Origin of the sequence: Burkholderia sp. Leaf177 (genome assembly GCF_001424345.1) — a bacterium.
Classification (GTDB): Bacteria; Pseudomonadota; Gammaproteobacteria; order Burkholderiales; family Burkholderiaceae; genus Caballeronia.
In genome coordinates this window covers 399,854-422,114 of sequence record NZ_LMPF01000012.1, presented here as the reverse complement: position 1 = coordinate 422,114, position 22,261 = coordinate 399,854, and the positions used below count along the sequence as shown (strand labels likewise).

At 61.3% G+C, this 22,261-nt stretch carries 18 protein-coding genes; 5 read left to right on the top strand and 13 right to left on the bottom strand.

What is annotated here, in order from left to right; all coding sequences use genetic code 11:
- Nucleotides 1-94: 94 nt before the first annotated feature.
- The gene (locus ASG35_RS12765; protein ID WP_056357208.1) at nucleotides 95-670 is read right to left on the bottom strand and encodes a TetR/AcrR family transcriptional regulator; all 576 of its coding nucleotides are present in this window, start codon (nucleotides 668-670) and stop codon (nucleotides 95-97) included.
- A 118-nt stretch (nucleotides 671-788) separates the two neighbouring features.
- Here ASG35_RS12765 and ASG35_RS12760 point away from each other — a divergent pair, with 118 nt between their 5' ends.
- Nucleotides 789-2,195, top strand: a complete 1,407-nt coding sequence (locus ASG35_RS12760) for an amidase (protein ID WP_056357206.1) — start codon at nucleotides 789-791, stop codon at nucleotides 2,193-2,195.
- A gap of 598 nt (nucleotides 2,196-2,793) precedes the next feature.
- On the opposite strand, the gene ASG35_RS12755 is transcribed toward ASG35_RS12760, so the two are convergent.
- Together ASG35_RS12755 and ASG35_RS12750 are read right to left on the bottom strand one after the other, a co-directional pair.
- A complete protein-coding gene (locus tag ASG35_RS12755) occupies nucleotides 2,794-3,042 on the bottom strand; it encodes a hypothetical protein (RefSeq protein WP_056357204.1) in 249 nt (82 codons plus the stop codon).
- 42 nt (nucleotides 3,043-3,084) lie between these two features.
- Nucleotides 3,085-3,594 carry a lecithin retinol acyltransferase family protein gene (locus ASG35_RS12750; protein ID WP_056357202.1) on the bottom strand — a complete coding sequence of 170 codons (510 nt, stop codon included), beginning with the start codon at nucleotides 3,592-3,594 and terminating at the stop codon, nucleotides 3,085-3,087.
- A 457-nt stretch (nucleotides 3,595-4,051) separates the two neighbouring features.
- Here ASG35_RS12750 and ASG35_RS12745 point away from each other — a divergent pair, with 457 nt between their 5' ends.
- Nucleotides 4,052-4,276, top strand: a complete 225-nt coding sequence (locus ASG35_RS12745) for a hypothetical protein (RefSeq protein WP_442854831.1) — start codon at nucleotides 4,052-4,054, stop codon at nucleotides 4,274-4,276.
- A gap of 18 nt (nucleotides 4,277-4,294) precedes the next feature.
- A complete protein-coding gene (locus ASG35_RS12740) occupies nucleotides 4,295-5,074 on the top strand; it encodes a PP2C family protein-serine/threonine phosphatase (protein ID WP_056357197.1) in 780 nt (259 codons plus the stop codon).
- On the opposite strand, the gene ASG35_RS12735 is transcribed toward ASG35_RS12740, so the two are convergent.
- The 9 genes from ASG35_RS12735 to ASG35_RS12695 all read right to left on the bottom strand — a co-directional run bounded on the left by ASG35_RS12735 (nucleotide 5,071) and on the right by ASG35_RS12695 (nucleotide 17,238).
- Nucleotides 5,071-6,357, bottom strand: a complete 1,287-nt coding sequence (locus tag ASG35_RS12735; RefSeq protein ID WP_056357194.1) for a sigma-54 interaction domain-containing protein — start codon at nucleotides 6,355-6,357, stop codon at nucleotides 5,071-5,073. The two genes, ASG35_RS12740 and ASG35_RS12735, sit on opposite strands and share 4 nt — an antisense overlap.
- Nucleotides 6,354-9,413 (bottom strand): ABC transporter transmembrane domain-containing protein, encoded by a 3,060-nt coding sequence (locus tag ASG35_RS12730; protein WP_056357190.1) that lies wholly within the window; start codon nucleotides 9,411-9,413, stop codon nucleotides 6,354-6,356. The genes ASG35_RS12735 and ASG35_RS12730 overlap by 4 nt, the downstream gene beginning before the upstream one ends.
- A 4-nt stretch (nucleotides 9,414-9,417) precedes the next feature.
- Nucleotides 9,418-10,170 carry a peptidylprolyl isomerase gene (locus ASG35_RS12725; RefSeq protein WP_056357189.1) on the bottom strand — a complete coding sequence of 251 codons (753 nt, stop codon included), beginning with the start codon at nucleotides 10,168-10,170 and terminating at the stop codon, nucleotides 9,418-9,420.
- 57 nt (nucleotides 10,171-10,227) lie between these two features.
- Nucleotides 10,228-11,601, bottom strand: a complete 1,374-nt coding sequence (locus tag ASG35_RS12720) for an HlyD family efflux transporter periplasmic adaptor subunit (protein WP_056357186.1) — start codon at nucleotides 11,599-11,601, stop codon at nucleotides 10,228-10,230.
- Nucleotides 11,579-14,107, bottom strand: coding sequence for an FHA domain-containing protein (locus ASG35_RS12715; RefSeq protein ID WP_056357183.1), 2,529 nt, complete (start codon nucleotides 14,105-14,107; stop codon nucleotides 11,579-11,581). The genes ASG35_RS12720 and ASG35_RS12715 overlap by 23 nt, the downstream gene beginning before the upstream one ends.
- A gap of 182 nt (nucleotides 14,108-14,289) precedes the next feature.
- The gene (locus ASG35_RS12710; protein WP_082508350.1) at nucleotides 14,290-15,816 is read right to left on the bottom strand and encodes an efflux transporter outer membrane subunit; all 1,527 of its coding nucleotides are present in this window, start codon (nucleotides 15,814-15,816) and stop codon (nucleotides 14,290-14,292) included.
- Complete coding sequence (locus ASG35_RS12705) at nucleotides 15,816-16,094, bottom strand: hypothetical protein (RefSeq protein ID WP_056357180.1); 279 nt, start codon at nucleotides 16,092-16,094, stop codon at nucleotides 15,816-15,818. The genes ASG35_RS12710 and ASG35_RS12705 overlap by 1 nt, the downstream gene beginning before the upstream one ends.
- 258 nt (nucleotides 16,095-16,352) lie before the next feature.
- Nucleotides 16,353-16,778, bottom strand: a complete 426-nt coding sequence (locus ASG35_RS12700; protein ID WP_056357177.1) for a DUF4399 domain-containing protein — start codon at nucleotides 16,776-16,778, stop codon at nucleotides 16,353-16,355.
- Between the two features lie 43 nt (nucleotides 16,779-16,821).
- The gene (locus tag ASG35_RS12695) at nucleotides 16,822-17,238 is read right to left on the bottom strand and encodes a DUF4399 domain-containing protein (RefSeq protein ID WP_442854827.1); all 417 of its coding nucleotides are present in this window, start codon (nucleotides 17,236-17,238) and stop codon (nucleotides 16,822-16,824) included.
- A gap of 357 nt (nucleotides 17,239-17,595) precedes the next feature.
- On the opposite strand from ASG35_RS12695, the gene ASG35_RS12690 reads away from it, so the two are divergent.
- The gene (locus ASG35_RS12690; protein WP_235527523.1) at nucleotides 17,596-19,518 is read left to right on the top strand and encodes an SUMF1/EgtB/PvdO family nonheme iron enzyme; all 1,923 of its coding nucleotides are present in this window, start codon (nucleotides 17,596-17,598) and stop codon (nucleotides 19,516-19,518) included.
- A 22-nt stretch (nucleotides 19,519-19,540) separates the two neighbouring features.
- Here ASG35_RS12690 and ASG35_RS12685 read toward each other — a convergent pair whose 3' ends face one another.
- Entirely contained in the window at nucleotides 19,541-21,589 is a 2,049-nt protein-coding gene (locus ASG35_RS12685) for a serine/threonine protein kinase (RefSeq protein ID WP_056357172.1), read from the bottom strand.
- A gap of 385 nt (nucleotides 21,590-21,974) precedes the next feature.
- On the opposite strand from ASG35_RS12685, the gene ASG35_RS12680 reads away from it, so the two are divergent.
- Nucleotides 21,975-22,241 (top strand): hypothetical protein, encoded by a 267-nt coding sequence (locus tag ASG35_RS12680; protein WP_056357168.1) that lies wholly within the window; start codon nucleotides 21,975-21,977, stop codon nucleotides 22,239-22,241.
- The last annotated feature ends 20 nt before the right edge of the window (nucleotides 22,242-22,261 follow it).

Here is a 22,261-nt window from a genome sequence, read left to right as displayed (position 1 = left end):
CCGCACCGCAATCGCGATTCGACGTCTGAACAATGCATTGCCGCCGATCACGATGTAATTTCAAGCGCGCATCGCGGCACTCGTGCTGCATCTCTCAAGCCGGCAAAAGTCCGGCCGCGCTATAACTCTCGATCAAAGCATCAAAGAGCGTTATGTCGGAGCGGCCTCGCGCCATCAGTTGCGCGCCTGCGACTGCGGCAAATATTGCCCTTGCCCGCTTCTTCGCATCCCTGGAACTCACGATCTCGGCCGCCACGAGAGCCTTTGACAGCCACGCGACATTGACGTCGGTAAACGTCTGAACTTCTTTCTTCACCACGTCCGGAAGATCGTCGTACTCGGCCGTCATAAAGCTGCTCAGACACATGCGATTGTCGTTCTCCAGCGACTTGCGAAATGTCTCCGGATATCTGCGCAGACAGTCAGCGGGATCCGGAATCGTGGCTGACAACGTCTCCAGCGTCGCGGCCGAATCCTCCCAGTAGCGTTTTGCAACCGCTGCGGCCAGGTCGGCTTTGCTCGGGAAATGGTGGTAAAGGCTGGCCGCCTTGATACCCACTTCTTCGGCGAGCGCGCGCAGGTTCAAACCGCCATAGCCGTGTGCCTGCGCGATTCTTGTTGCGACCAATACAATCCGGTCGCTCGAACTGATGCTTGCCTGCTTCTCCACAAGTCCCCCTCAAAAAACTATTGACCGGGTCTAGTATAGCGCCTATCGTTCAACCTAACGAACGTTAGGTAGTCAACTTCTGACACCGTGTTGTCAGCCTGAAAATCGAGAGGATCCCATGAGCACCGAAATTTTCTTCCAGGACGCCACCAAACTTGCCGAACTCATCCGTACCAGGGAAGTATCGCCAGTCGAGGTCATGCAAGCGCATCTCGACCGTATCGATGCTGTGAATCCCAAGATCAATGCAATCGTCACCCTCGCCGACAATGCGCTCGACGCCGCGAAGTCGGCAGAAGCCGCAGTGCTGGCAGGCGAAGAACTCGGGCCGCTGCATGGCGTGCCTTTCACCGTGAAGGATTCCATCGACACCGCCGGCGTGCTGACCCAGCGCGGTTCGCCGATCTTCAAGGGTCGTAGCCCCGATGCCGACGCGACCAGCGTCGCGCGTTTGAAAAAAGCGGGCGGCGTCCTGCTCGCAAAGACCAATCTGCCTGAGTTTTCCTACTGGATAGAAAGCGACAATCTGCTGACCGGCGCAACCAACAACCCCTGGGATCTGACCCGTACGCCGGGCGGCTCGAGCGGCGGTGAATCGGCGGCCATAGCTGCAGGCATGTCGCCAATTGGTCTGGGCACCGATCTCGCCATTTCCGTGCGTGGCCCGGCCGCGCAAACCGGCATCACCTCGATGAAAGCGACTCATGGTCGTGTTCCCATGACCGGCATCTGGCCGCGCGCGCCGCGCCGCTTCTGGCATGTGGGCCCGATGGCGCGCTCGGTTCGTGACATCGCGCTTGCGTTCTCATTGCTCGCGGGACCTGACGGAAAAGACGCATTTGCGAGCAGCGCAGTCCCATTCGATACCGGCATTGGCCGCGAGTCTTATCGCCCGATCCGGGTGGGCTGGATGGTCGGCCCCGGCTACGGTCCGGTCGATCCGGAAGTGGCGGCGACTGTACGCGCCGCTGCGGAGGCGCTGAAGGATATTGGCATTGTCGTGGAGCAGGTGAGCATTCCCGCGCTCGAACGCGATTTCGCGCTCGACGTGTTCAACAAGCTGCACATCATGGAGATGAAACCCGCATTCGTTGAAGCGACGGCCGGGCATCGAGACATGATGTTCAAGATGTCGAAAACGATGCTGTCGCTTCCGGACACGTCCATGTCGGACTACATTGAAGCGGAGCAGGCAGCGGAACGCATCCGCGACGGCTATGCCGATTATTTCACTCGATATGACGCGCTGATCACCCACGTGTTGCCGATTCCGGCTCACAAGCATGGCGTGGAGGAGTTTGTCATCGACGGTCAGACGGTGGACGCCAGATACCTTCAGGGCGCGACCGTGCCGCTCAATGTCACTGGTCTGCCGGGAGTAGCAATGCGGTTCGGGACAAGCAAGGAAGGTTTGCCGATCAACGTGCAGATTGTCGGCAAGTGGCAAGCGGAATCGACCATTCTTCATGTCGCGTCGTTGCTTGAAGCCGTGAGCCCGGTGCGCGGGCTGCGTCCGGTCATCTGACTTCACGGCGTCTGGGATTATAGATATCCCGGGACACGTTAGAGCAGGCGAATGTGTGTTTGACGTCAGGTTATCAATCAGCTCAGCTCAACTTGCCGAGCTGATCGGTAGCGAGATGTAACGCTGACGCCCATTGGCATCACGCTAACGCCTGTTGCGACATCTTGATTGTTCAGTGTGTAGCGACAGCTGTAAGACCTTAAATCTCAACCTTTATGACCAGACGCAAACAGTTGACAAGGTCGGCTTACTTACGCGATTTATGCAAAGGTCAAAGGAAGCTTCCCTTCGCAGTTCTATTAAAAACCGAAAACAATTCCTGAAACTCAGCCAGCTTAGCGTCGTTTGACGGGGATTCCGCGTGCACCCGTCTACGCGGACAGCTATCACGATGATCTCTCTCTCAGGTCCGGCACGGCATTGCCAAGCTCCCCCGGCACTACCGCATGCGAGTTTACCCGCGAAAGGACGACTTATCATATGTCTTACATATAAAAACTTCCGATTCGGTCCAAGTGCACGGTAATTTGTTCCGAATCCTTCTACGCGACGCGCCAGCACATTTGGGCTAAACCAAGCGCATTAAGTCCCGCGCTATTTACATCGCAAACCGTTGTGCGCTCATCATCATCCGCGTTGCTGCGGGTGGGAATACTTGCCACGAGCCATCGTCGTGCTTGAAGAACATCAGCGACGTGCCCTCGCCCGCGCGGATCGCCTCCACGCGCACGTAACGCGCGCGATTTCCCGCGATCCTGCCATGCAGCACCCGACGAACCGGCCGGGCGGCCGACGGCGCAAGCCATTTGTCCACTATTGCGTGCAACGAGCTTTGAAATGCGGCCATGATATTTCTCCTCTGTTCAGTTGCCACTTGCAGATCCATGAATCACATCGCGACGAGAGCGTCGCGGCTTCTTGCGTCGATCGCACCTCGCACCAACCGCACCGCTACGCGGCACGCAAGCCGTGGATGCACAAGACACGCTTCCACCTGCGTGCTGCGGTTCTCGCCCGATATCACCCAGGCACACAGGTGCTCGCAGTTGTTTGTCAGCAACCGGTAGCGGTTCTCGCCCAGACGCGAGCGCACGCGCCGCACGGCTTCGTCGCCGGTGAAGCGGGCCATCGCGTGGCTGCGTACGATGACTGCATGCCCCGCCGAGAATTGCTCCAGCGTGGTTTCCTCGACGGGACCGCGCCGCTGAAAGCAGGCAAACCCGGCGTAATGCACCACGCGGCCTTCGCCTACGTAGATGCCGTGATGTTCATAACCGGGACGGCACGTGACGAGATGGGCACCGGGCGCCGGTTCGCCAACGAGCGGAAAATCCGGTGCGGCGCCATGGGCAGGCTTGCGGATGCATGCAAGAATCGTCGATAGAAAAATGCCCGGCATGGCCGTCGTCTCCTGAGATGAGCGGAGGCCGGGATGACAACGGTGTGTCGTGCTTTTCCCGGCGCTTGACCAGGTCATTGCATCAACTGGGCCAATAGCGCAGGAAGCCCGCAGAATAGGGCTCTGGACGTTTCGGATGCCTTATCGGATTCTGATTTAGCTGGCTGAAAACCAACACTTTTAGGACCCAGGTGTTGGGTTGGAAACGTCACCTTGGCGACTGTTGGATCGACAATGAAAGTGTCAGCGCCGGCCCAACGAATTCAGGCTCCGCTAGCGGCGTTCAATCAGCGTCTTGCGGGGCGCGTCCCAATACACATAAGGCAAAGACGCAAGAATGCACCGCCCGGCATAAGCTTTGCATCAGAAAGCCTGACGATCATCTAACCGGAGAACTACCGTGCATACCCTCACCATCAACGACCTGCCTCACGACATCACCCTCGATCGCGCCGCGATGCGCGATATCCGCGGCAGCGGCGCGCCTTGGGTATATGGCTGGATCACACCGTATGTGGATCAGCGTGCGTCGATGGGACCCGTGGTCAATATCTTCGAAACCAACAACACCTTCAACGCCGCGCAGATGATCAACCAGTTCCAGAACGTGGATGTCCACAACAGCGGCGCGAACTCGAACATCGCCGTAAGCCCCGACGAACGCAGCGTCAATCGCGCCTGATAGCTGGCCGGAGATGCCATGAACGCGTGCGCGCAATTCCGCTGGGTATCGGCCGCGCTGAGCCATCCGGGGCACGTTCGAAGCGTCAACGAAGACGCGTGTCTCGACTTGCCCGAGCACGGTGCCTGGAGCATCGCGGACGGCATGGGCGGCCACGCGGTCGGCGACTTTGCGAGCCAGCTGACAATCGAAGCGCTCGACCATGTGCTCGGACAGACCGGCGACACAGGGCTCGCGTTGCGCATGCGCGAAACGCGCGCGCGGCTGGTATCGGTGAATGCGCAACTGCAGATGGAAGCTGCGCGGCGGCAGGTCCGGCGCATCGGTTGCACGGTGGTGGTTCTGATCGCGAGCGAACGGACCTGCGGCATTCTATGGGCTGGAGACAGCCGCTTGTACCTCTACAGGCAAGGACTGCTCAGGCAACTGACCCACGACCATAGCCAGGTCGAGGAACTGATGGCGCGCGGTCAGTTGACGCCCGAACAGGCGCATCGTCATCCGGCGAAACACATGATCACGCGCGCAGTCGGCGCGACCGGTACGCTCGATCTGGATGAAGAACGTATCGATCCAATCGATGGCGACATCTTTCTGCTGTGCAGCGACGGCCTGACTAACGAAGTATCCAACGAAGAGATCGGCGCGCAACTGGCGGCCGGTGATTGCCGGCTCGCAGCCGAGCGTCTCATCGATATGGCGCTGCAGCGCGGCGGCCGCGACAACACGTCCGTGGTGGTCGTCGAGGCGCACGATCTTGCGTGCGCGGATCGCACGCAGATCAACCCTGCTCTCTAGGTTTCTTTTCCGGCAGGCGCCACAACCTGGTTGCGGAAGTCCTTGGAATGCAGCCCATGTTTCTTGAGCAGCATTTGCACGTGCGAACGGTTCATCTCGAACCGGCGTGCGAGCTCTGCGACCGTGCCACCCACTTCATGCAGGCCACGCTCCAGAAACGCGCGCTCCGCTTCGTCGCTCGCGGTGCGCTTCGCGTCTGAGAGAGTCGTAGCGCCCGCAATGATGCTGTTCGCAACGAGGCTCGACTGTCCCGGTCGAATGTCGGCGGGCAGATGTTCAACATCTGCAATCTCGGGCGCGAGACATGCAATGCGATACACGATATTGCGCAGCTCGCGAATGTTGCCCGGGTATTCGTAGCTGCGCAGGAATTCGCGCAAGCGCTGCGTCATTTTCCAGGGGCGGCGCTTGAGCGCGGCGGCGGCTTCGTCACCAAAATAAGCGAGCAACAAGGCGATCTCATCGCGACGTTCGCGCAAGGGCGGCAAGGTCAGGTGGATCACGCTCAACCGGTAGAACAGGTCCTCGCGAAAACGCCCTTCCTCGCTCATGCGCCGCAAGTTGCGATTCGTGGCCGCGACAATGCGCGTGTCCACGGCGATCGGTTCATCCGATCCCACACGCTGTATCTCGTGCGATTCCAGCACGCGCAGCAGCTTGACTTGTCCAGCGAGCGGCAACTCGCCGATTTCATCGAGGAAGATGGTGCCGGTGTGCGCGCTTTCGAATTTGCCGCGCCGATCATTCGCCGCACCTGTGAACGCACCTTTCCGGTGACCGAATAGTTCGGACTCCAGCAGGTTTTCGGGGATCGCTCCACAGTTGACCGAGATATACGGTTTGTCCGCACGCGATCCATTTGCATGAATGACCTTGGCCATCAGTTCCTTGCCGGTGCCGCTTTCTCCATCGACCAGAACGGGCAAGTCGGTCGGCGCCGCTTTTTCGGCAATCTCCAGCGCTTCGAGCAGCTTCGGGTTGTCGCCGAATGTGCCTTCGAACACGAAGCTGCGCGAGAGCAGCGCCTGTCTCCTTTCGCCTGCGGACGCCCGCGCGCGCGCCGGCTCTGCGCCCGCTGCCTGCACGAAGCGCTCCCGATGCGAGAGCTGCATGACTTCATCGCGCAAAACGCTCGCCTGCTTGAGCAGCTTCTCGATCTCCGGGCGCTCCATGCGCGACGACCAGCGCAACGCCGAGCGCATGATTTCGAGCTTCTCCAGCACTGCGGCGTAGGAGGTTGCGGGACCCGTGGGCAGGTCGTCGATATCGTCGAGTATCTTCATGCGGCGCTCAATTGTTTCTGCACGAGTTGGTAATACATGCCCCGGCGCGCGACGAGTTCGTCGTGCCGGCCTTGTTCCACTATTGCGCCCTCGTAGAGCACGAGGATCTTGTCGGCGCGCATGATGGTGCTCAGCCGATGCGCGATCACGACCGCCGTGCGTCCCTTCAGGATGTCCTGCATGTTGCCGAGGATGTTGCTTTCCGATTGCGTGTCGAGGGCGGAAGTGGCTTCGTCGAACACGAGCAGGCGCGGGTCGTGATACAGCGCCCGCGCAATGCACAGCCGCTGGATCTGTCCACCCGAGAGGCCGATGCCGCGCTCGCCCACGATCTGCTCGTAGCCAAGCGGCATCTTGCTGATGAAACCGTGCGCGTCGGCCATTTTCGCGGCTTCCTCTATGCGCCGCCGGTCCGGCGTCTCGTCGCCGCTCGCAACGTTCTCCGCGATCGTCCCCGAGAACAGCAGGTTGCTCTGCATCACGTAGCCAATCTGCGCGCGATAAACGCTTTTATCGATGTTGCTCAGGTCGTAGCCATCCACGGTCATCCTGCCTTCGGTCGGCTCGTAGAAACCGACCAGCAGCTTCGCAAGCGTGGTCTTGCCCGAACCGCTTTGCCCCACGATGGCGATCATCTCGCCCGGCCGGATGTCGAAGCTGATATTTTCGAGCACATAAGCCGTGTCCGCGCCGTCGTAGCGGAAGTACACGTCCTTGAGCGAAATCTCGCCCTGCAGGTCGGGCAGCATGATGCGCGAGCCAAGATCGGCGGCCTTCTGCTCCGGCTCCATGTCGAGCACGTCGCCCAGGCGCTCCATTGCGACGCCGGCGTCGTTAAGCAGGCTCCACATGCCGATCAGCCCCATCAGCGGCGTCAGCACGCTGCCCATGAAGGCATTGAACGCGATCAGTTGCCCGATAGTCATCTCGTGCGCCAGCACCATGTTCGCGCCGACCCACAGAATGGCGATGGTGGTCGCGGTGTTCAGCACCTGGCTTGCAAGCGACACCACAATGCCGAAACCTTGCGCGCGATACTGCACCTCCAGCGACTTCGCGTATTTCTTCTCCCACTTCAGGCGCACGGTTCGCTCGATGCCCATGCCCTTGATGGTCTCGACACCGCCGAGCGCTTCCATCAGGAACGACTTCGCCTCCGTGGATGCCGCGAACGACTCGCGCGCATAGTTCTTGAGACGCGGGGTTGCGAGCGCGGTCACCAACATGATCGGTATGACAAAGCCGATCAGCAGCAGCGTCATCTTCACGTTGTAGAGGAACATGATCGTGAAGTAGATGAAGATCATCAGCAGGTTGAGTGCGGTCGTAACTGTCGATTCGGTGAGGAACGCGCGAATGGTGTGGTTTTCCTGAAAACGCGCGAAGATGTCGCCGCTCTTTCTCTTGGCGAAAAAGGAAAACGGCAGCGACAGCGTATGACGGAAGAACTGCGACATCATCGCGAAGTCCATGTTGCGCACCATGAAATTCGCCAGGTACGCACGAATGGTCGACATGAGTTGCGAGAACACGTTCGAGATGATCAGCCCGCCAATCAACAGGTGCAACAAGCTAACGTTCTGGTGAACGATCACCCCGTCGAGAATGTTCTGGATGATCACAGGCGGGATCACGCCCAGCACCTGAATCACAAACGTAGCGAGAAACAGATGCGCGAGTATCTTGCGGTAAGGCCGGAGATAACCTACGAAACGCACCCACGGCGATTGCCCGGTTGCAGTCGCGCCGAGATCGGGCGGCGCGGTGAACAGCAGGCATGTACCGCTCCAGCCGCGCTCGAATTCCTCCACGCCCATCTTCCTGAACCCAGTCGCCGGATCGGCCACCCACACCTGGTCGGGCGAAGTCCCGTAGACCACCACGTAGTGATAACCCTCCCAATGGACAATGAACGGCACCTCGAAGCCGCGCAGCGACTCGAACGTGCACTGCACGCCGCGCGTGGTGAAGCCGAGCACTTCGCCTGCGCGCGCGAGGCTGTCGAGCGTTGCGCCCTGCGTGGTGACGTTGGCGAGTTCGCGCAGCTTGCCGAGTGTCATCGGGATACCGAAATGTTTGCAGATCATCGCGAGGCTCGCGGCGCCGCAGTCCATTTCCTCCGCCTGCTGCACCCACGCGAAGCGGCGGATCACATGCTCGCCCAACGCGGGCTTCGAATGCAAGTCGAGCATCGCGGGCAGTGAGCGGCGTTCCTCGAGCTTGCGTTTTCGGAGCAGCTCGCGCTCGGCGTGACGGATGCGTTCTTCCATCACTTCGCGCAGCTTCGGATTACGTTCCAGCGCGAAGTGCACTGTTTTTTCGGGCACGACGATCAAGCGTGTATCGACGTTCGCGACCACCGATGCACCCTGCTCCTGCCGCAGCAGACATGCCTTCTCACCGAACACTTCGCCGGGGCCGAGTGTGGCAAGCACGTATTCGATCGCACCCTCGGTACGCACGATGCGCACTTCGCCCTGACGCACGACGTAGAGCCGCCGGTCGTCGCGCGAATCCTGGCGCAGGATTTCCTTGCCGGCCGCGACGCGCTTCACGCCCACGCTGCGCACCGCCGCCTCCAGTTCCGCCTTGTCGATCTTGCCGCGCAGGTCGAAGAGCTTCGCGACAAAACCACCGGCCGAACTGATCGCCACGTAGCTCGTGACAAACGCGAGCGCTGCCGGATTGCGCGCGGCGGCCGGCTCGATCACGCTGCGCGGGATGAACAGCAGCTCGGTCTTGCCGGACGAGCGCACCGACGATTCGTGATGGTATTCGCGCAGCATCGCGATGTCGGCGAAGACTTCGCGCTCGCGCCGCACGCCCATGCTGATTTCCTTGCCGTGCTCTTCGGTGAAGATACGCACCGACCCCGCCTTGATGACGTAGAGACCATCGGCGGGATCGCCTGCGTTGCAGATGCTTTCGCCAAACGCGTAGACGCGCGATTGCGCATGTTCGGCGAAACCCGCGATCTCGTCGGGCGTGAAGGGCGAGAGGATTTCCACCGACGCCAGAAACGCCGCGTGCGACTCCAATTTTTCCGGCACGTCCATGGCTTTACTGTGCCTCGATCACGTGTTCCTGCGCACGCGCATGCAGCCACGCGTCGCGCAAGAGGCGCCTGATTTCGAGCGCGACGTCGGCATCGAGTGCGGCCGGATGGCGCTCCGTCACGGCGAAGATTTCCCAGGCGTCGCCGCTAGGTGTCGCAAACGGTCCCAGCAGATCGCCCGCCGCAGCGTTGAAGACTTTCGCTTCGATCTCGGGCGCGAGCGAGCCGCGCAGCACGCGTCCTATCGCGCCGCCCGCGCCGCGTGTGTCGGCAATGGAATGCTCGCGCGCCATCTCGGCGAAACTCTCCGGCTCGTCCCGCAAGTACGAGATCATTTCCTTCGCCTGGTCGGGCGTTTCCAGCACGATATGACTGACCTCGACGCTGTCGAAGCGCGGCGAGTGAAGCTTGAAATACGCCTCGACCTCGTCGTCGTTGCCAATGCGCGCGAGCATCTTTTCCTGATAAAGCGTGTCGATGATGAACGCCTCGAACTCGTCGAGGCTCACAGCCAGCGCGTCGAGATAACGGTTCATGTCGGCCGCGCGATGGAGGCTCCGCACACGCCGGAACTGGTCCGCGCGCATCTGGATTTCGTCGTCCGTAACTTCCACGCGCTGTTTTTTTGCCGCGCTCACCGTCAGCTTGTCACGGACGATCTGTTCGACCAGGCCTTCGAACTGGCCGGTAAGCTTGAGCACGCGGATGAACTCGTCGGTGTCGACGACTTCGTTATCGATTCGTACGATCCCAGTCATGTCGGTTCTTCTCCCATGAAACATCGATCAAGCGTATTCAACCGTATTCAACCGTATTCAACCCGCCAACTGACGGAACGGGTCGAGCCCGAGATCGATCAGCCGCCGCTCGCGCACGACAATCTCGGCGGTCGCGCTCATGCCATAGCGCAGCGGATAGCCCGTCCCCGCGACCTCGTAGTAATCGCGCGCGAGCGTGACGCGTCCTTCGTAGACCGGCTGCTTGTTCTGCGCGGAGGGTTTGGTCGCGGGCGATATGAATTCGAGCGTGCCGTCGATCAATCCATAGCGCTGGTAAGGAAAGGCATTGAACTTCAGCTTGACGGCCTGCCCCTCGCGAAGGAACGCGCGATCGTGCTCGGCGATCTCGATCTTGAGCACGGGCCGCGCGTCCTGCGGAGCAATGCCGCCGAGCGGCGTGTTGGCCTGGATCTTGTCGCCTGCCTGAGTGGACGTGACGTCGGTGACCACGCCCGAGACCGGCGCGAGAATCAGCAGGAAGTTGTCTTTGTCGATGTTCTCGAAGCGGATCCGGTCCGCCGCTTCCGCGACCAGGCGCGCGGTCTGCAATTGCAGCCGCAACTTGTCGCCGGCGCTCGCGATCTCGCGCATCGCGGATTCGTATTGCAGCTTGAGGTTCATCGATTCCTGTCCGCTGGTCTCGAGCTGCGCTTTTGCCTGCGCGTAGTCGTGGCTCAGGCGAAAGTCTAGTTCTGTGAGACGCGACTGCGCGATCTTGAGGCCGCTGTCGGCTTCCATGTAGGCGTTGCGTTTCGCCTCCACCTGAATCTCCGATACCCCGCCGCCGCCCGGCAACGCGAGCAGCCGCGTGAAGCGATCAAGTTCCTGGCGCGCCGCGTCGCGCGCGCGGCGGGCATTGTCGAGCTGGCTGCGCGCTTCGGCCAGTTGCGCCTTCTGTCCTTCGGCGAGCCTGGTGGTGCCTTCCGCCACGCGCGTCTGGTGCAGATGTTCCTCCACGTCCATCTGGTCCTTCAGCGCCGCGGCCTTGCGCTCCATCAGCAACTTCTTCGCCGGGAACTCCTTCCAGTCGCGCTCGGCGTCATCCAGTTTCAGTTGCGCTTCAAGCGCGTTGGTCGCCGCCTCGATCGCGCCGCGCGCATTGAGCCGCGCGACGACGTCGTCCTTGCGCACGGGCTGTCCCTCGGCGATGTAGAGATCGGCGAGTTCACCGTCGATCGGTGCATAGAAGCGGCGAACTTCGGACTCCGGAGCAAGTGTTCCCGATGCCGTCACGATCACATCCGCCCGGCCGACGAACGACCAGACAAGCGCGCTCGCGACCAGCGCGGCCATCGTGTAGATCAGCGCCTGCGTGAGCCGCCAAGGCTCTGCGGTGAGGATTTCGATGCCCTCGACCCCATGGTCGCCGAGCGACTCCGCGAAGGACTTAAGGGGTAGGTCGTTCTTCACTGGCGCCTCCCTGGTTCGATACACCCGGCCCGATCAGCGCGAGTTTCGCGGCGAGCACGCCCGGTTCCAGCACCATGCGAAGTTGCGTGAGCGAACGCCGTTGCAAATCCGCTTCCGCCGCGATCGGCGCCAGCGCCTGGTCGGCCTGGACCGCGCGCTCCGACTTGAGCTGGTGCAACAGACGCGCAGCGCGCCCGGCGTCGGCCAGCGCGCCGGAGAGCAGCGCGGCCTGCTTCCGAAACGTTGCCGACACGCCCGTTTCCAGCCGCTCTTCGCCGCCGATAGCTCCGTTCGCGCGATATTGCGTCCATGCGGCCTGGGCGCTGGCGAACCACTGGTCGGCTCTCGCCAGCGCCTTTTGCCGAAGCGCCGCCATGTCCGGCGCGATCGCATTGCCGAACCACACGTCGGCAGCGGGATCGAGCGACTCGGAAAATGCCAGCATGCGCTCGTCGTAGCCTGGCGTGCCGCGCGCTTTCTGCAGAAGCGCGTAGTTGTCGGCGAGCGATCGCTTGCGGGCGATATCGGCGCGGATCGCGTCGCTCCATGAATCATTCGGAATGGACGCAAGCATGGCGAGTGCATCCGCTGATTTGCCCGCACGCCAGGCATCGGCGGCCGCACCGTAGCGACGCGACGTTTCGCGCGAAGGCAACGCGCTCGCCTGCAACTGCAGCAAACGCTCCTTGAACGGCGGAGTCACGAAGTGGGCCTGCCGCATCGCCGCGATCAGCGGTTCGATCCGGCGGGCACGCAGCGCGGCGTCGAGCGGGAGATATTGGTGCAGGTCGGCCTGCAACGCGTCGAGTCCGGCCAGGCGCGGATATTTATCGGCGTAATCGGCGATCTCGCCTTCGAGCGAACTCGCGTCGTCCTGGGACAGCGTCGTTGCAATGCTCGTTTTCAGCCTTTCGATGGCAGCAAGATAAACGGAGTCATCGCTTTCGAGCTTGCGCAGATGGCTGAGCGCAAACGCATAAAACTCGCGGAACGCTGGCACGCTCGACGCGATCCGGTCGAGCCTGCGCTGATGCCCGCCCGGATCGCTTTCCCACTGTTTTAAAAGCTCGCCGATCTTGTCTTCGTCGGCGTAGATGCGGATAGGCGGGTCTGCGCGCTCGCGACCCGGCGCCGTGGCGAAGTCTTCGAGGCGGCCCATCCAGTCGAGTTCATCGATCAGCACACGGGCATCGCGGTTGCCCGCCGCGAGCGAGCGCATCTCGCCGATCACCGATTGCGCCTTGCGCGCGTCGCGCGACTGGACAGCGGCGAGCCACTCCGGAACATAGCCCTTGAGCGACGCTTCCGTGCCGAGCGTGGCCGCCAGCGCGTCGCCGGGATGTCCCTTCAAATAGGCATCCGATGCCTTCGCGGCCGCGCGATAGTCGCCACTGCGCATCAGATTGCCGAGATCGCGCTCGGCCGCTCCACGCCAGTAAAGTCCCCCGCCGAGCACGACGAGTAGCGCCAGTGCCAACGCGCCGAACGCGGTCTTGCGCCCGAAGCCCCGTTTGTCGCGAGGGCCGCCCGCCAGCGCCTCGCGCAGCTCGGCCACGAAACGAACCGCGCGATACCGCGAACGAGGGCGCGCAGGGCCACGGGCATCGGCCACTATTTCGCAGTTGATTTCATCGTCGCCAGGCGCCGCGGGATCGACGCAGAAGATGTCGAGGAACGAATCAGCGCTCGTCACGAACGTGGTTTTATCCGGATCGGCCACGGGCGTGACAGGCGTATTCGAAGGCGGCGTGCCGGTGACCGTGGCCGTGTGGCTCGCGAGTGGTTCCTCGTCGCGACGAACACTCACACGATAGACAAAATGATTGCCGCCAAACGCGAGTGACGCACCGTCTTCAAGTGGCGAAGCGGTATCGTCCAGCCGTTTTCCATCGACAAAAGTACCGTTCGTGCTGCCGAGATCCTCCACATACGGCACGCCTGCTTTGATAAAAAAATGCGCATGCCGGCGCGACAGATAATTGACCTGATGCGGAAAGCGTTCGCTGTGCTGCGCGAAGGTCGCGTCGGCCTTGCTGATCAAGAACGGAAACTGCGTGATTTCCACAGGCTGAAGGCCAAGGTCGTCGCGCTCGGGCGTAAGCGTGACTTGCATTGACGCTGCGGAGGGCCGCCTTGCCGCTTTCAAGGGCACCCTGTTCACGCGATACCGCAGCTTGCCGCCGAAGCCGATGACATCGCCCGCATTCAGTTGCACGGGACGTTCGCGCAGCGCGACACCGTTGACCGTCGTGCCGTTCTTGCTTCCCAGGTCAGCCGCGTAAGCCACGCCGTGCTCGACGAAAATCCGCGCGTGCCGCCGCGACAATTGCGCGATCACGTCGGCCTCGCCGCTGGCGAACGGCGCTTCGGCGCGGCCGATCGCAACGAGTCCTTCGTCGACCCTGATCGAGCCGAGCGCAGGATGGGACTCGGGTTCGAGAACGAGGTCGAAAGCCGTGTCCACACTCGCTGTCGCTTCGGCGACCGGCGCTTCGTCAGCAGCCATGTGTCCCTATCCAATGAACGCTGTCGCACGCACGAAGCCGCGACGCTGGTTGGACGCCGCCGTACCTGCCCGGCGACGCCTTGAAGTGTACTTACAATGCTCTCGCATCCGCCACCGTCAAACAACGTTTTGCATTCCGAACCGTGGTCTTGGCCGATGCATGCTAGATGCTTAAGCGGAACTTATTTCGGTGCTTCATTACCTGCACTGCGCACGTCGTTGCTCGCCTGCTCGCTGTTGGCGACGTCGACTGCCTGCCAGCCACCGCCCAGCGATTTGTACAATGTGACGGTGTCCGAAAGAATCTCCTGATGATTTTCAAGTAGCGCAAGTTGTGCCGCGAGCAGCGTGCGCTCAGTCTCGAACACTTCGAGTTGCGACACGACACCTTCCTTGAGTTGCGCCTCGATCTGCGCTGCAACAATCTGCAGGTGACCCACTTCTTCCTGAAGCTCCGCGCGCTGTTTTGTATGAGCATCGAGATTGACGAGCGCATTCTCCACGTCCTCGAACGCGCCCATCACCGTGCGCCGATATTGCTGTTCAGCTACGACCGTCTGCGCTTCGGTTGTTTTCACATGAGCGCGCACGCTTGGATCGAGCAAGGGAATGTTGATGCTCGGCATGAAGCTGAACGTGAACGACTTGAGCAGGTCCGTCAATGCGAAACTCGCCGTACCGCCGCGCCCGGTCAGGCTGATGGTAGGCAATTGGGCGAGCTTCGCCTGCCCGACTATGTCATACGCCTCGAGCACGCGATACTCGGCGGCAACCACATCGGGACGGCGCGCCATCAATTGCGACGGCAGCCCCGCCGGCACCACGGGAATCCGCACCCGATCCTGAAGATGACCATCCGGCACCGTGAATTCGCCTGCCGGCACACCAATCAAGGTGGCAAGCGCATTATTCGCAAGATCGCGCGAGCGATGCAACTCGAGCAAATCTTTCGTCATGCGATTGATTTCCGCACGCTGCGTGAGCACCTGGGTTCGCGGCACGAGACCGTTCTTGAGCATGCCTTCGTAGATCACGAGGATTTGCTGATTCGTCTGCAGCGTTTTCTGTTGTTGCTGAATCTGGTCGTCGAACTGGAGAATCTGAAAATAGGTTGTCGATACATCCGATACGAGCGTGAGATAACCCGCACGCCAGTCGGCCTCAGACGCGCGATATTCGGCCTTCTGAGCCTTTACACCCTTCTCGACCGCGCCCCAGATATCGATATCCCAGTTCACCTGCGTACCGACGTTGTATTGCTTCGAGAAATCCTGGTGCGTCGTTTTATCGAAGCTCGCGCCAGCACCCAGGTCGGCGGTTGGCAAAGCACCCGCACGCGCTTCATTGATTTGTCCGCCCGCTACCGAGACCCGCGCGGCCAGGATCTTGATGTCGAAGTTGCCGTTGATCGCACGAGCAACGAGCGAGTCCAGATAAGGATCGTTGAACTGCTTCCACCAGTCGGGAACGATAGTCGCGGCTGGCGACACCCGGGCTTGCGCCGTCTGCGACCATGAGGCCTTGGCGGGCGTGTCGGGACGCTTGTAGTCCGGCACGTTGACGTCGATACAACCGGCGAGGAGCGTGACCGAGCCCAGTGCCGCGAACAGCGCTGCTTGTGCCGCACGCTTGCGTGACAGAAAGGCTCGCACGATCTCGCTCCTGAATCCGGTTGAAAAAAAACAGGGGCCGAAGGCCCCTGCATGCATTACGCCAGTTGCAGCAGGCCCGAGCCGACCGAGTTGTTGTTCGTCGCGGTTTGCTTCGGGTTGACCGTCGAGTGGATGTCGGTCGCAAACGCAACGTTGTTGCCGTTGGCGTTCCAGACGTTTTGCGTCTGACCAATCGCTTGCTGCGCGCTGAACGACAGGTCGTACGAGTTCATTTGCAGGGCCGGGTAATAAAAGCTGCCTCCGCGAACGGCGGACATTGCGCGGCTGTCGAGTTCTTCGGTGGCGGCCAGGTCTTTGATCGTGATCGTGTTCATTGCAGTTCTCCTAATGGTTTAGCCAGGGTGGCTTTTGGTGGGTTGAGCATCGTGTCTGCTCGCTGGACACTAATGCATTGCCCGTGCCAGTTTTCATTCCACGCTGCTTTTTCTTGGTCGATGGCTTGCTGCTAAAGGCTTATCGACTCACGTATCTTCAGTTCCGAGACCGCCGCTACAACTTCAAAAACTCGATGTGTTTGTCGCGATCCATCTGTTGTTCGAGCGACTGTCGGGTCTTCGCAAACACTGGCGCGGTTACTTCACGTAGACCGTGATCTTCTTCGAATACACCGGCGGATTGTGCGGAATATGCTTGTCGTCACCCATCAGCAATTGCAACGTGTGTTTGCCCGGCGGCAGTTCGAGCATGGTCTCGGTTTCCCCGGCGCCAAAATGCAGATGCTGGCGATCGGACGGAATCGGCTGGTCGGGCGGCGGCAGATCCGTGTCGATCAGAAGATGATGGTGCCCGGTATTCGGATAAGCGACGCCGCGCGGCGCCACGCCCATATAGCGCAGTCCGAACCAGACACGAAAAGGCTTGCCGGCAGGCAGCACCTGGCCATTGTTCGGATAACCTATGTAGGCATAGGCGTTGGCCGGTGCCGCTGTGGGACCGGCCATGACGGCTCCGGTCAGCAAAGCCGCGGACAACGCCGCGACCGCGCAGAGCTTGTTCATCGCACTGCCTCCTGGTGGGTGACGTGCTCGACCGGCGCAGCGGCTAGCGCATCGTGATGGTGATTTTTTTCGAGTACACGGGCGGGTCGTGCGGCACGTGATTGAAGTCGCCCATCAGCAACTGCAGCGTGTGCTTGCCGGGCGGCAATTCTATGCGCGCATCGGTTTCTCCGGCGCCGAAATGCAGATGCTGCCGGTCGGACGGAATAGGTTCGTCGAGCGGCGGCAGGTCGGTGTCGATCAGCAGATGATGATGGCCTACGTTCGCCATGTTCACGCCTTTTGGTGCAACGCCCATGTTGCGCAGACCCATGCGAACCCACAATTTTCCGCCGGTGATAACCGCGCCGTCCGGGGGCCAGATGATGAACACCTCCGCGTTCGGCGGCGATGGCGTGCGCGCAGCAGCGAAGATACGCAACGGAAACAGCACGCCCAGCGAAGCTAAGGCGAGAAGCATCGTTCTTCTTGGCATTTGTCTGTTTCTCCCGAACGCGGTCCGGCGCGTGCTGGCGCAACCGCAACGTGAATGTTCTGCTTTCTTAAAGCTTAGAAGAGATTGCAGCGAAACAATATCCTCCATAAGGAGGGCCGACGAACAAAGGGTTCAGGCTCATACACGAGGTACGGTAGATTACATATGTAGTTAGTAATGCCATTCTTTTGGCGAATGGTGGTTCGTCGTTAAAGGCCTTTATCCGTTCCAAACCCGACACATTGCGCCGTCGTGCGGCCTGCTGCACATTCACGCCGCCATGCGTTCGCTCATACATGACGACGCGCGGACACGGCCCGGTCTAGCGAAAAGAAACAGTGCATGCGCACAGCGCCGCACGCCTATGACACACGGCGTCAGCCGAAGGAATGGGGTGAAATCATGTGGAGAAAGATCCTGGTCGCGGCGCTTTTCGGCCTGCTCGCTAATGCCGCCAGTGCCGGCGAGGGCGCGCGCCGGCTCGCGCTCGTCATAGGCAATGCGCACTACGTGCGGCAGCCGCTCGCGAACGCCGCGCGCGACGCCGAGGAGATGAGCGCGGCGCTGCGCGAGCGAGGGTATGCCGTGACCTCTTACGCCGACCTGGATACCATTTCGATGCGCGCGGCTGTGCGTACTTTCAGCGAACACTTGACGAAGGACGATACCGCACTCGTCTACTTCGCCGGTCACGGCGTTCAGGTCGGCGAGACCACGCTGCTGCTGCCGGCGGACTTGGCCGACACGCCTGCTGCTCCATTCAATCAGGGTTTCGACGTGCGCAATATTTTTGGCGGAGCCGCGCTGGCATCGGGCATCGTGATACTCGACAGTTGTATCGACAATCCGTATTCCCCAGCGAACGTCAGGATGAGTGCACCGCGAGCGCGCACGGTCATTGCCTACGCAAACGCGCCTGGCGGTCTTGCTTTCGACGGACGAATTCACGGGCTCTATACCGGCGCCCTGCTCGACGCAATGCAGCGGCCAGGTGCGAGCATGGAAGAAGCGCTCCGCGATGCAGCAACTGCCGTGAGCACAAGCACGCACGGGCGCCAGACGCCGTGGCTGACTTCGACTCATGAGCCTCAAGTGGCTCAAGTGGCTCAAGTGGCTCAAGTGGCTCACGCCGCTCCTGTGCCTTCCGTCATGTTGGCAAGCACAATTCCCGGCGCAACCAGTCGCGGCATTCTTCCAAAGGACAGCAACGAGCAATACGAGCTGACCTTCTGGGAATCGATCAAGGACAGCACCTACGCAAGCGATTACGAAGCGTATCTGAAGGCTTATCCGAACGGGCGATTCGCCACGCTCGCGCATGCACGCATCGACCGGCTGCGCGCGGCCACGCCGAAGCCTGAAGCGCCGGCAGCACGAACCCCCGCGCCCGTTGCAACCGCGCCGGCAGCTGCGCCTGCTGCCGCGCCGAAGCCCGAAGCGCCGACAGCCACGCCCGCAACTGCGCCTGCATCGAAAGCCGTGCCCGAAAAAGCGCCTGCTTCCGCGTCTCCCCCCGCGCCGGCCGCAACAAAATCTACAGCGCCCACGGGCGGCGAAATCAAGGATTGCGCGAGTTGCCCTGCGCTCGTCGCGCTGCCCGGCGGCGTCTTCCCCATGGGCAGTAATTCCGATGACCCCGCCGAGCGTCCCGTGCATCGCGTGACGATTGCCGCGCCGTTCGCTATCGGCAAGTACGAGGTGACAGTCGAGCAATGGAGCGCGTGCGTGGCGGCGTCCGCTTGCGCGCGCATCGACAATACGGGCAACGTCGGTAAATCCGCGCCGATGCGCAACTTGAGCTGGGACGACGCACAGGCCTACGTGAAGTGGCTCTCGAAGACGACGGGCAAGGTGTACCGGCTGCCTTCGGAAGCGGAATGGGAATACGCTGCGCGCGGCGGCACCACGAGCACATATTGGTGGGGCAACGAGATGCGCCGGGGTTACGCGGACTGCAAGGACTGCGGCGAGCCGTGGCACAAGGACAGCCCGGTTGACGTCGGGTCATTCACGGCCAATCCGTTCGGACTCTTCGACATGAACGGCAGCGTCTGGGAATGGGTCGCCGACTGCTGGCACAGCTCATACAAAGGCGCGCCGCCCGACGCCCGCCCATGGGACGAAGCCGGTTGTCCGGTGCGCGTGATCCGCGGCGGCTCGTGGCCCGATGGTGCGGCGTACATGCAGTCGTCCACCCGCTTCAAATACAGCGCGAGCGTGCGCCAGGAGCAGAACGGCCTGCGCGTTGTGCGCGAGATGAAATAAGGAATGAAATAACGCTGCGGGATCAGTGCTTGCGGGCGTGTGTATCGATCTGCACGAGATCGACCGCGATCTTGTCGCGCCCATACTTGAGTTCCAGTTCATGCAGGCGAGCGCCGAGCGCGCGCAGATAGTCGGCGCGCGCTTCGCTGTCGGGACGAGGTGTATCGAAGAGCGGAGCGGGCGTCGCCAGCATCACGATCATCTCCGCGCCGAACGGCTTGCCGACAATCCAGTCACCCGATTGTCCGATGCTCGCCGTGTAGTCGGGCGGCGCCTGATTGTCCTTCGCGCGCGTGTTCGGCAGCAGATGAACGACGCTGCCGTCGAGCTGAAAATAGTCGATATTGATCCACGTTTCGTACGGCGGCGACTTGATATCGACAACCAGCGGCTGGCCTTCGGTCAATTGCGTGACGCGATCTTTTGTCTGCAAGCTCGCCGTGTGATTCGCGCTGTAGTTTGGCGCGACCGCCGCGAGCACAGCGCATTTATCGGCGTCGACGTCCTGCACGTGCATCTCCACGCTCGATACCCCCGCGACACGTGAAAGCGTGTCGCGCAACTTCTGCACGCCGTACGCGCGATCGACAAAACCCTGCACCGACAGCGACGAGCCTTGCAGCGACGCGGCAAGCGCGGCGCACGGCACGCTCGCAAGCACCGGCGAGATGGCGGCGAGCGTGGGCACTGCGAGCGGTTGCACCGGCTTCGTATCGGGTTTCACTTCGGGTATCACTTCGGGTATCACTTCGGGTTTCACTGCGGCCTGCTCCGTCTTCACATCGCGATGAGCGGCCGCGTAGTAATACACGCCAGCGGCGGCCGCCGCCAGCGCAGCGGCCGACACCGCCATGACCGGGCGGCGCCAGGTTGGGCTTCGCGCGGACACGTCGAATTCCGCGAGAAACCGCGCGACGCTGGGCATGCGTGTTTCGCGATCGAACGACAACGCCATCCGCAGCGCACGCCATTGCCGCGCGCCAAGACCGGCAGGCCGCACTGGCCGCGAGCCCGCGCTGCGCGCCTGGTTTGCCGGCACACGATCGAACGGATGACGTCCCGTGAGCAATTCGTAAGTGGTGCAGCCGAGCGCGTAGACGTCGTCGCGCGGATCGGGTTCGCGATGCTCCAGCATCTCGACGCTCGCATACGTGGGCGTCATCGCGCCAAGGCTGCCGGGGTCGAAGACTGTTGCATCCGACTCTTCTTCTGGCCGTTGAAACACTCGCGCAATGCCGAAGTCGATGACCTTGATCTCGTTGGTATCGGTGAGGAAAACATTCGCCGGCTTGAAATCGCAATGCACGAAGCCGCGCTCGTGCGCGTAGGCCAGCGCGTTCGCCATGCCCCGGAAAATCGGCAGCGCACGGTCGTAGTCCATGCCCTTGAAATCCGGCGCGCGCAGCACGCGCGAGAGTGGCTGGCCGGCGAGATATTCCATTGTCAGATAAACGACCGGGCCGTCGCGATCGAAGTCGTACACCGTCACAATGTTCCGATGACCAAGCGCTTGCGCCTTTTTCGCCTCGCGCTGCAACGCGATCAGCGACTTCGGATTGCCGCGGAACTGCAGATTCAGCACCTTGATCGCGATATACGGACGCCGGTCGGACGCCTCGAGCTTTCGCAGGTCGAGCGCCTTGTAGACCGTTCCCATGCCGCCGATTCCCAGGCATTCCTCCAGAACAAAACGCCCGTTGAGCGTGTCGCCGACTTCCTTCGTCTGATCATTTTGCGGCATGACGAAGTCGCGGGATGCCGACGATGGCGATGACCCGGACGCCGCCGCCTTGCCGAAGTCGGCGGCAAATGTCTGCATGCGGGTTTCGTCCGATACCGCGCCGTAGCTGGCGAGCGACGCATGTTCAATGCGCTTCCGCACCGCAGCGAACATGTCGCTCGGCAATGGCGTCCTGGCTTGTTCTTCGTGAAGGACCGCGATCAGGCGCGCCGTTGTGGCGTCTTCCCTGGACGACTCGTGCGACAACGCGCGGTCGACGAGCGCGAGGAACTCTTCGCGCGACGTGCCGTTGCTCTGGAAGGTCCGGATGGCTTGCGCAAGACTTGTCATCTCAAGAGCGCGTACGCAACTCCTCGTTGAACGACGATGAAAATGGAAGACCCCTGGTTTCCGACCGTTCGATACTAGGACAGGCGCGACTCACGCGCAATTCCGTACAAAGGGGGGATGTTCGCCCGGCCACATGTCGTAAGGAGACCAACAGATCGCATCCAACTGTTGGGTTCAGCCCATCTTCCCGCGAACGGAAGCGGTGTCATGCGGCGTGCGCAGGGTTGCGGGCACGCGATGGGAAGCCTTATCGCACAAGCTTCTGCGGACTATTTTATTTTTTCGAAGCGTGCTTGGCACAGGCCATGCATTAGTGTCGAGCGAGCAGACAAGATGCTCAACCAACCCACCGGGCCATCGTGCCCAACCCCTTAGGAGAACTGTCATGAAATCGCTCAACATCAAAGACCTGGCCATCACCGAAGAACTCGACAGCCGCGAAATGTCCGCTGTACGCGGCGGCACGATGTTCGGTTACTTCCCCGCCTACAGCTCGACCGTTGCATACGGTTCGTTCAGCGCCGACCAGTTTATCGGTCAGACGCAAAACACGATGAGCCAGAACGGCAACAACGTTGCGTTCGCGACCGATATCAAGTCGAAGGTCGATCCGCACCAAACGGCGACGAACAACAACAACGTCTACCTGTGAAATCGTGGCGCGCTGGCGGG

Coding starts and splice junctions, on each gene's coding strand:
- ASG35_RS12760 (WP_056357206.1), top strand. CDS start 789: ATGAGCACCGAAATTTTCTTCCAGGACGCCACCAAACTTGCCGAACTC.
- ASG35_RS12755 (WP_056357204.1), bottom strand. CDS start 3,042: ATGGCCGCATTTCAAAGCTCGTTGCACGCAATAGTGGACAAATGGCTT.
- ASG35_RS12750 (WP_056357202.1), bottom strand. CDS start 3,594: ATGCCGGGCATTTTTCTATCGACGATTCTTGCATGCATCCGCAAGCCT.
- ASG35_RS12745 (WP_442854831.1), top strand. CDS start 4,052: ATGCGCGATATCCGCGGCAGCGGCGCGCCTTGGGTATATGGCTGGATC.
- ASG35_RS12740 (WP_056357197.1), top strand. CDS start 4,295: ATGAACGCGTGCGCGCAATTCCGCTGGGTATCGGCCGCGCTGAGCCAT.
- ASG35_RS12735 (WP_056357194.1), bottom strand. CDS start 6,357: ATGAAGATACTCGACGATATCGACGACCTGCCCACGGGTCCCGCAACC.
- ASG35_RS12730 (WP_056357190.1), bottom strand. CDS start 9,413: ATGGACGTGCCGGAAAAATTGGAGTCGCACGCGGCGTTTCTGGCGTCG.
- ASG35_RS12725 (WP_056357189.1), bottom strand. CDS start 10,170: ATGACTGGGATCGTACGAATCGATAACGAAGTCGTCGACACCGACGAG.
- ASG35_RS12715 (WP_056357183.1), bottom strand. CDS start 14,107: ATGGCTGCTGACGAAGCGCCGGTCGCCGAAGCGACAGCGAGTGTGGAC.
- ASG35_RS12710 (WP_082508350.1), bottom strand. CDS start 15,816: ATGCATGCAGGGGCCTTCGGCCCCTGTTTTTTTTCAACCGGATTCAGG.
- ASG35_RS12705 (WP_056357180.1), bottom strand. CDS start 16,094: ATGAACACGATCACGATCAAAGACCTGGCCGCCACCGAAGAACTCGAC.
- ASG35_RS12700 (WP_056357177.1), bottom strand. CDS start 16,778: ATGAACAAGCTCTGCGCGGTCGCGGCGTTGTCCGCGGCTTTGCTGACC.
- ASG35_RS12695 (WP_442854827.1), bottom strand. CDS start 17,238: ATGCTTCTCGCCTTAGCTTCGCTGGGCGTGCTGTTTCCGTTGCGTATC.
- ASG35_RS12690 (WP_235527523.1), top strand. CDS start 17,596: ATGCGCACAGCGCCGCACGCCTATGACACACGGCGTCAGCCGAAGGAA.
- ASG35_RS12685 (WP_056357172.1), bottom strand. CDS start 21,589: ATGACAAGTCTTGCGCAAGCCATCCGGACCTTCCAGAGCAACGGCACG.
- ASG35_RS12680 (WP_056357168.1), top strand. CDS start 21,975: ATGAAATCGCTCAACATCAAAGACCTGGCCATCACCGAAGAACTCGAC.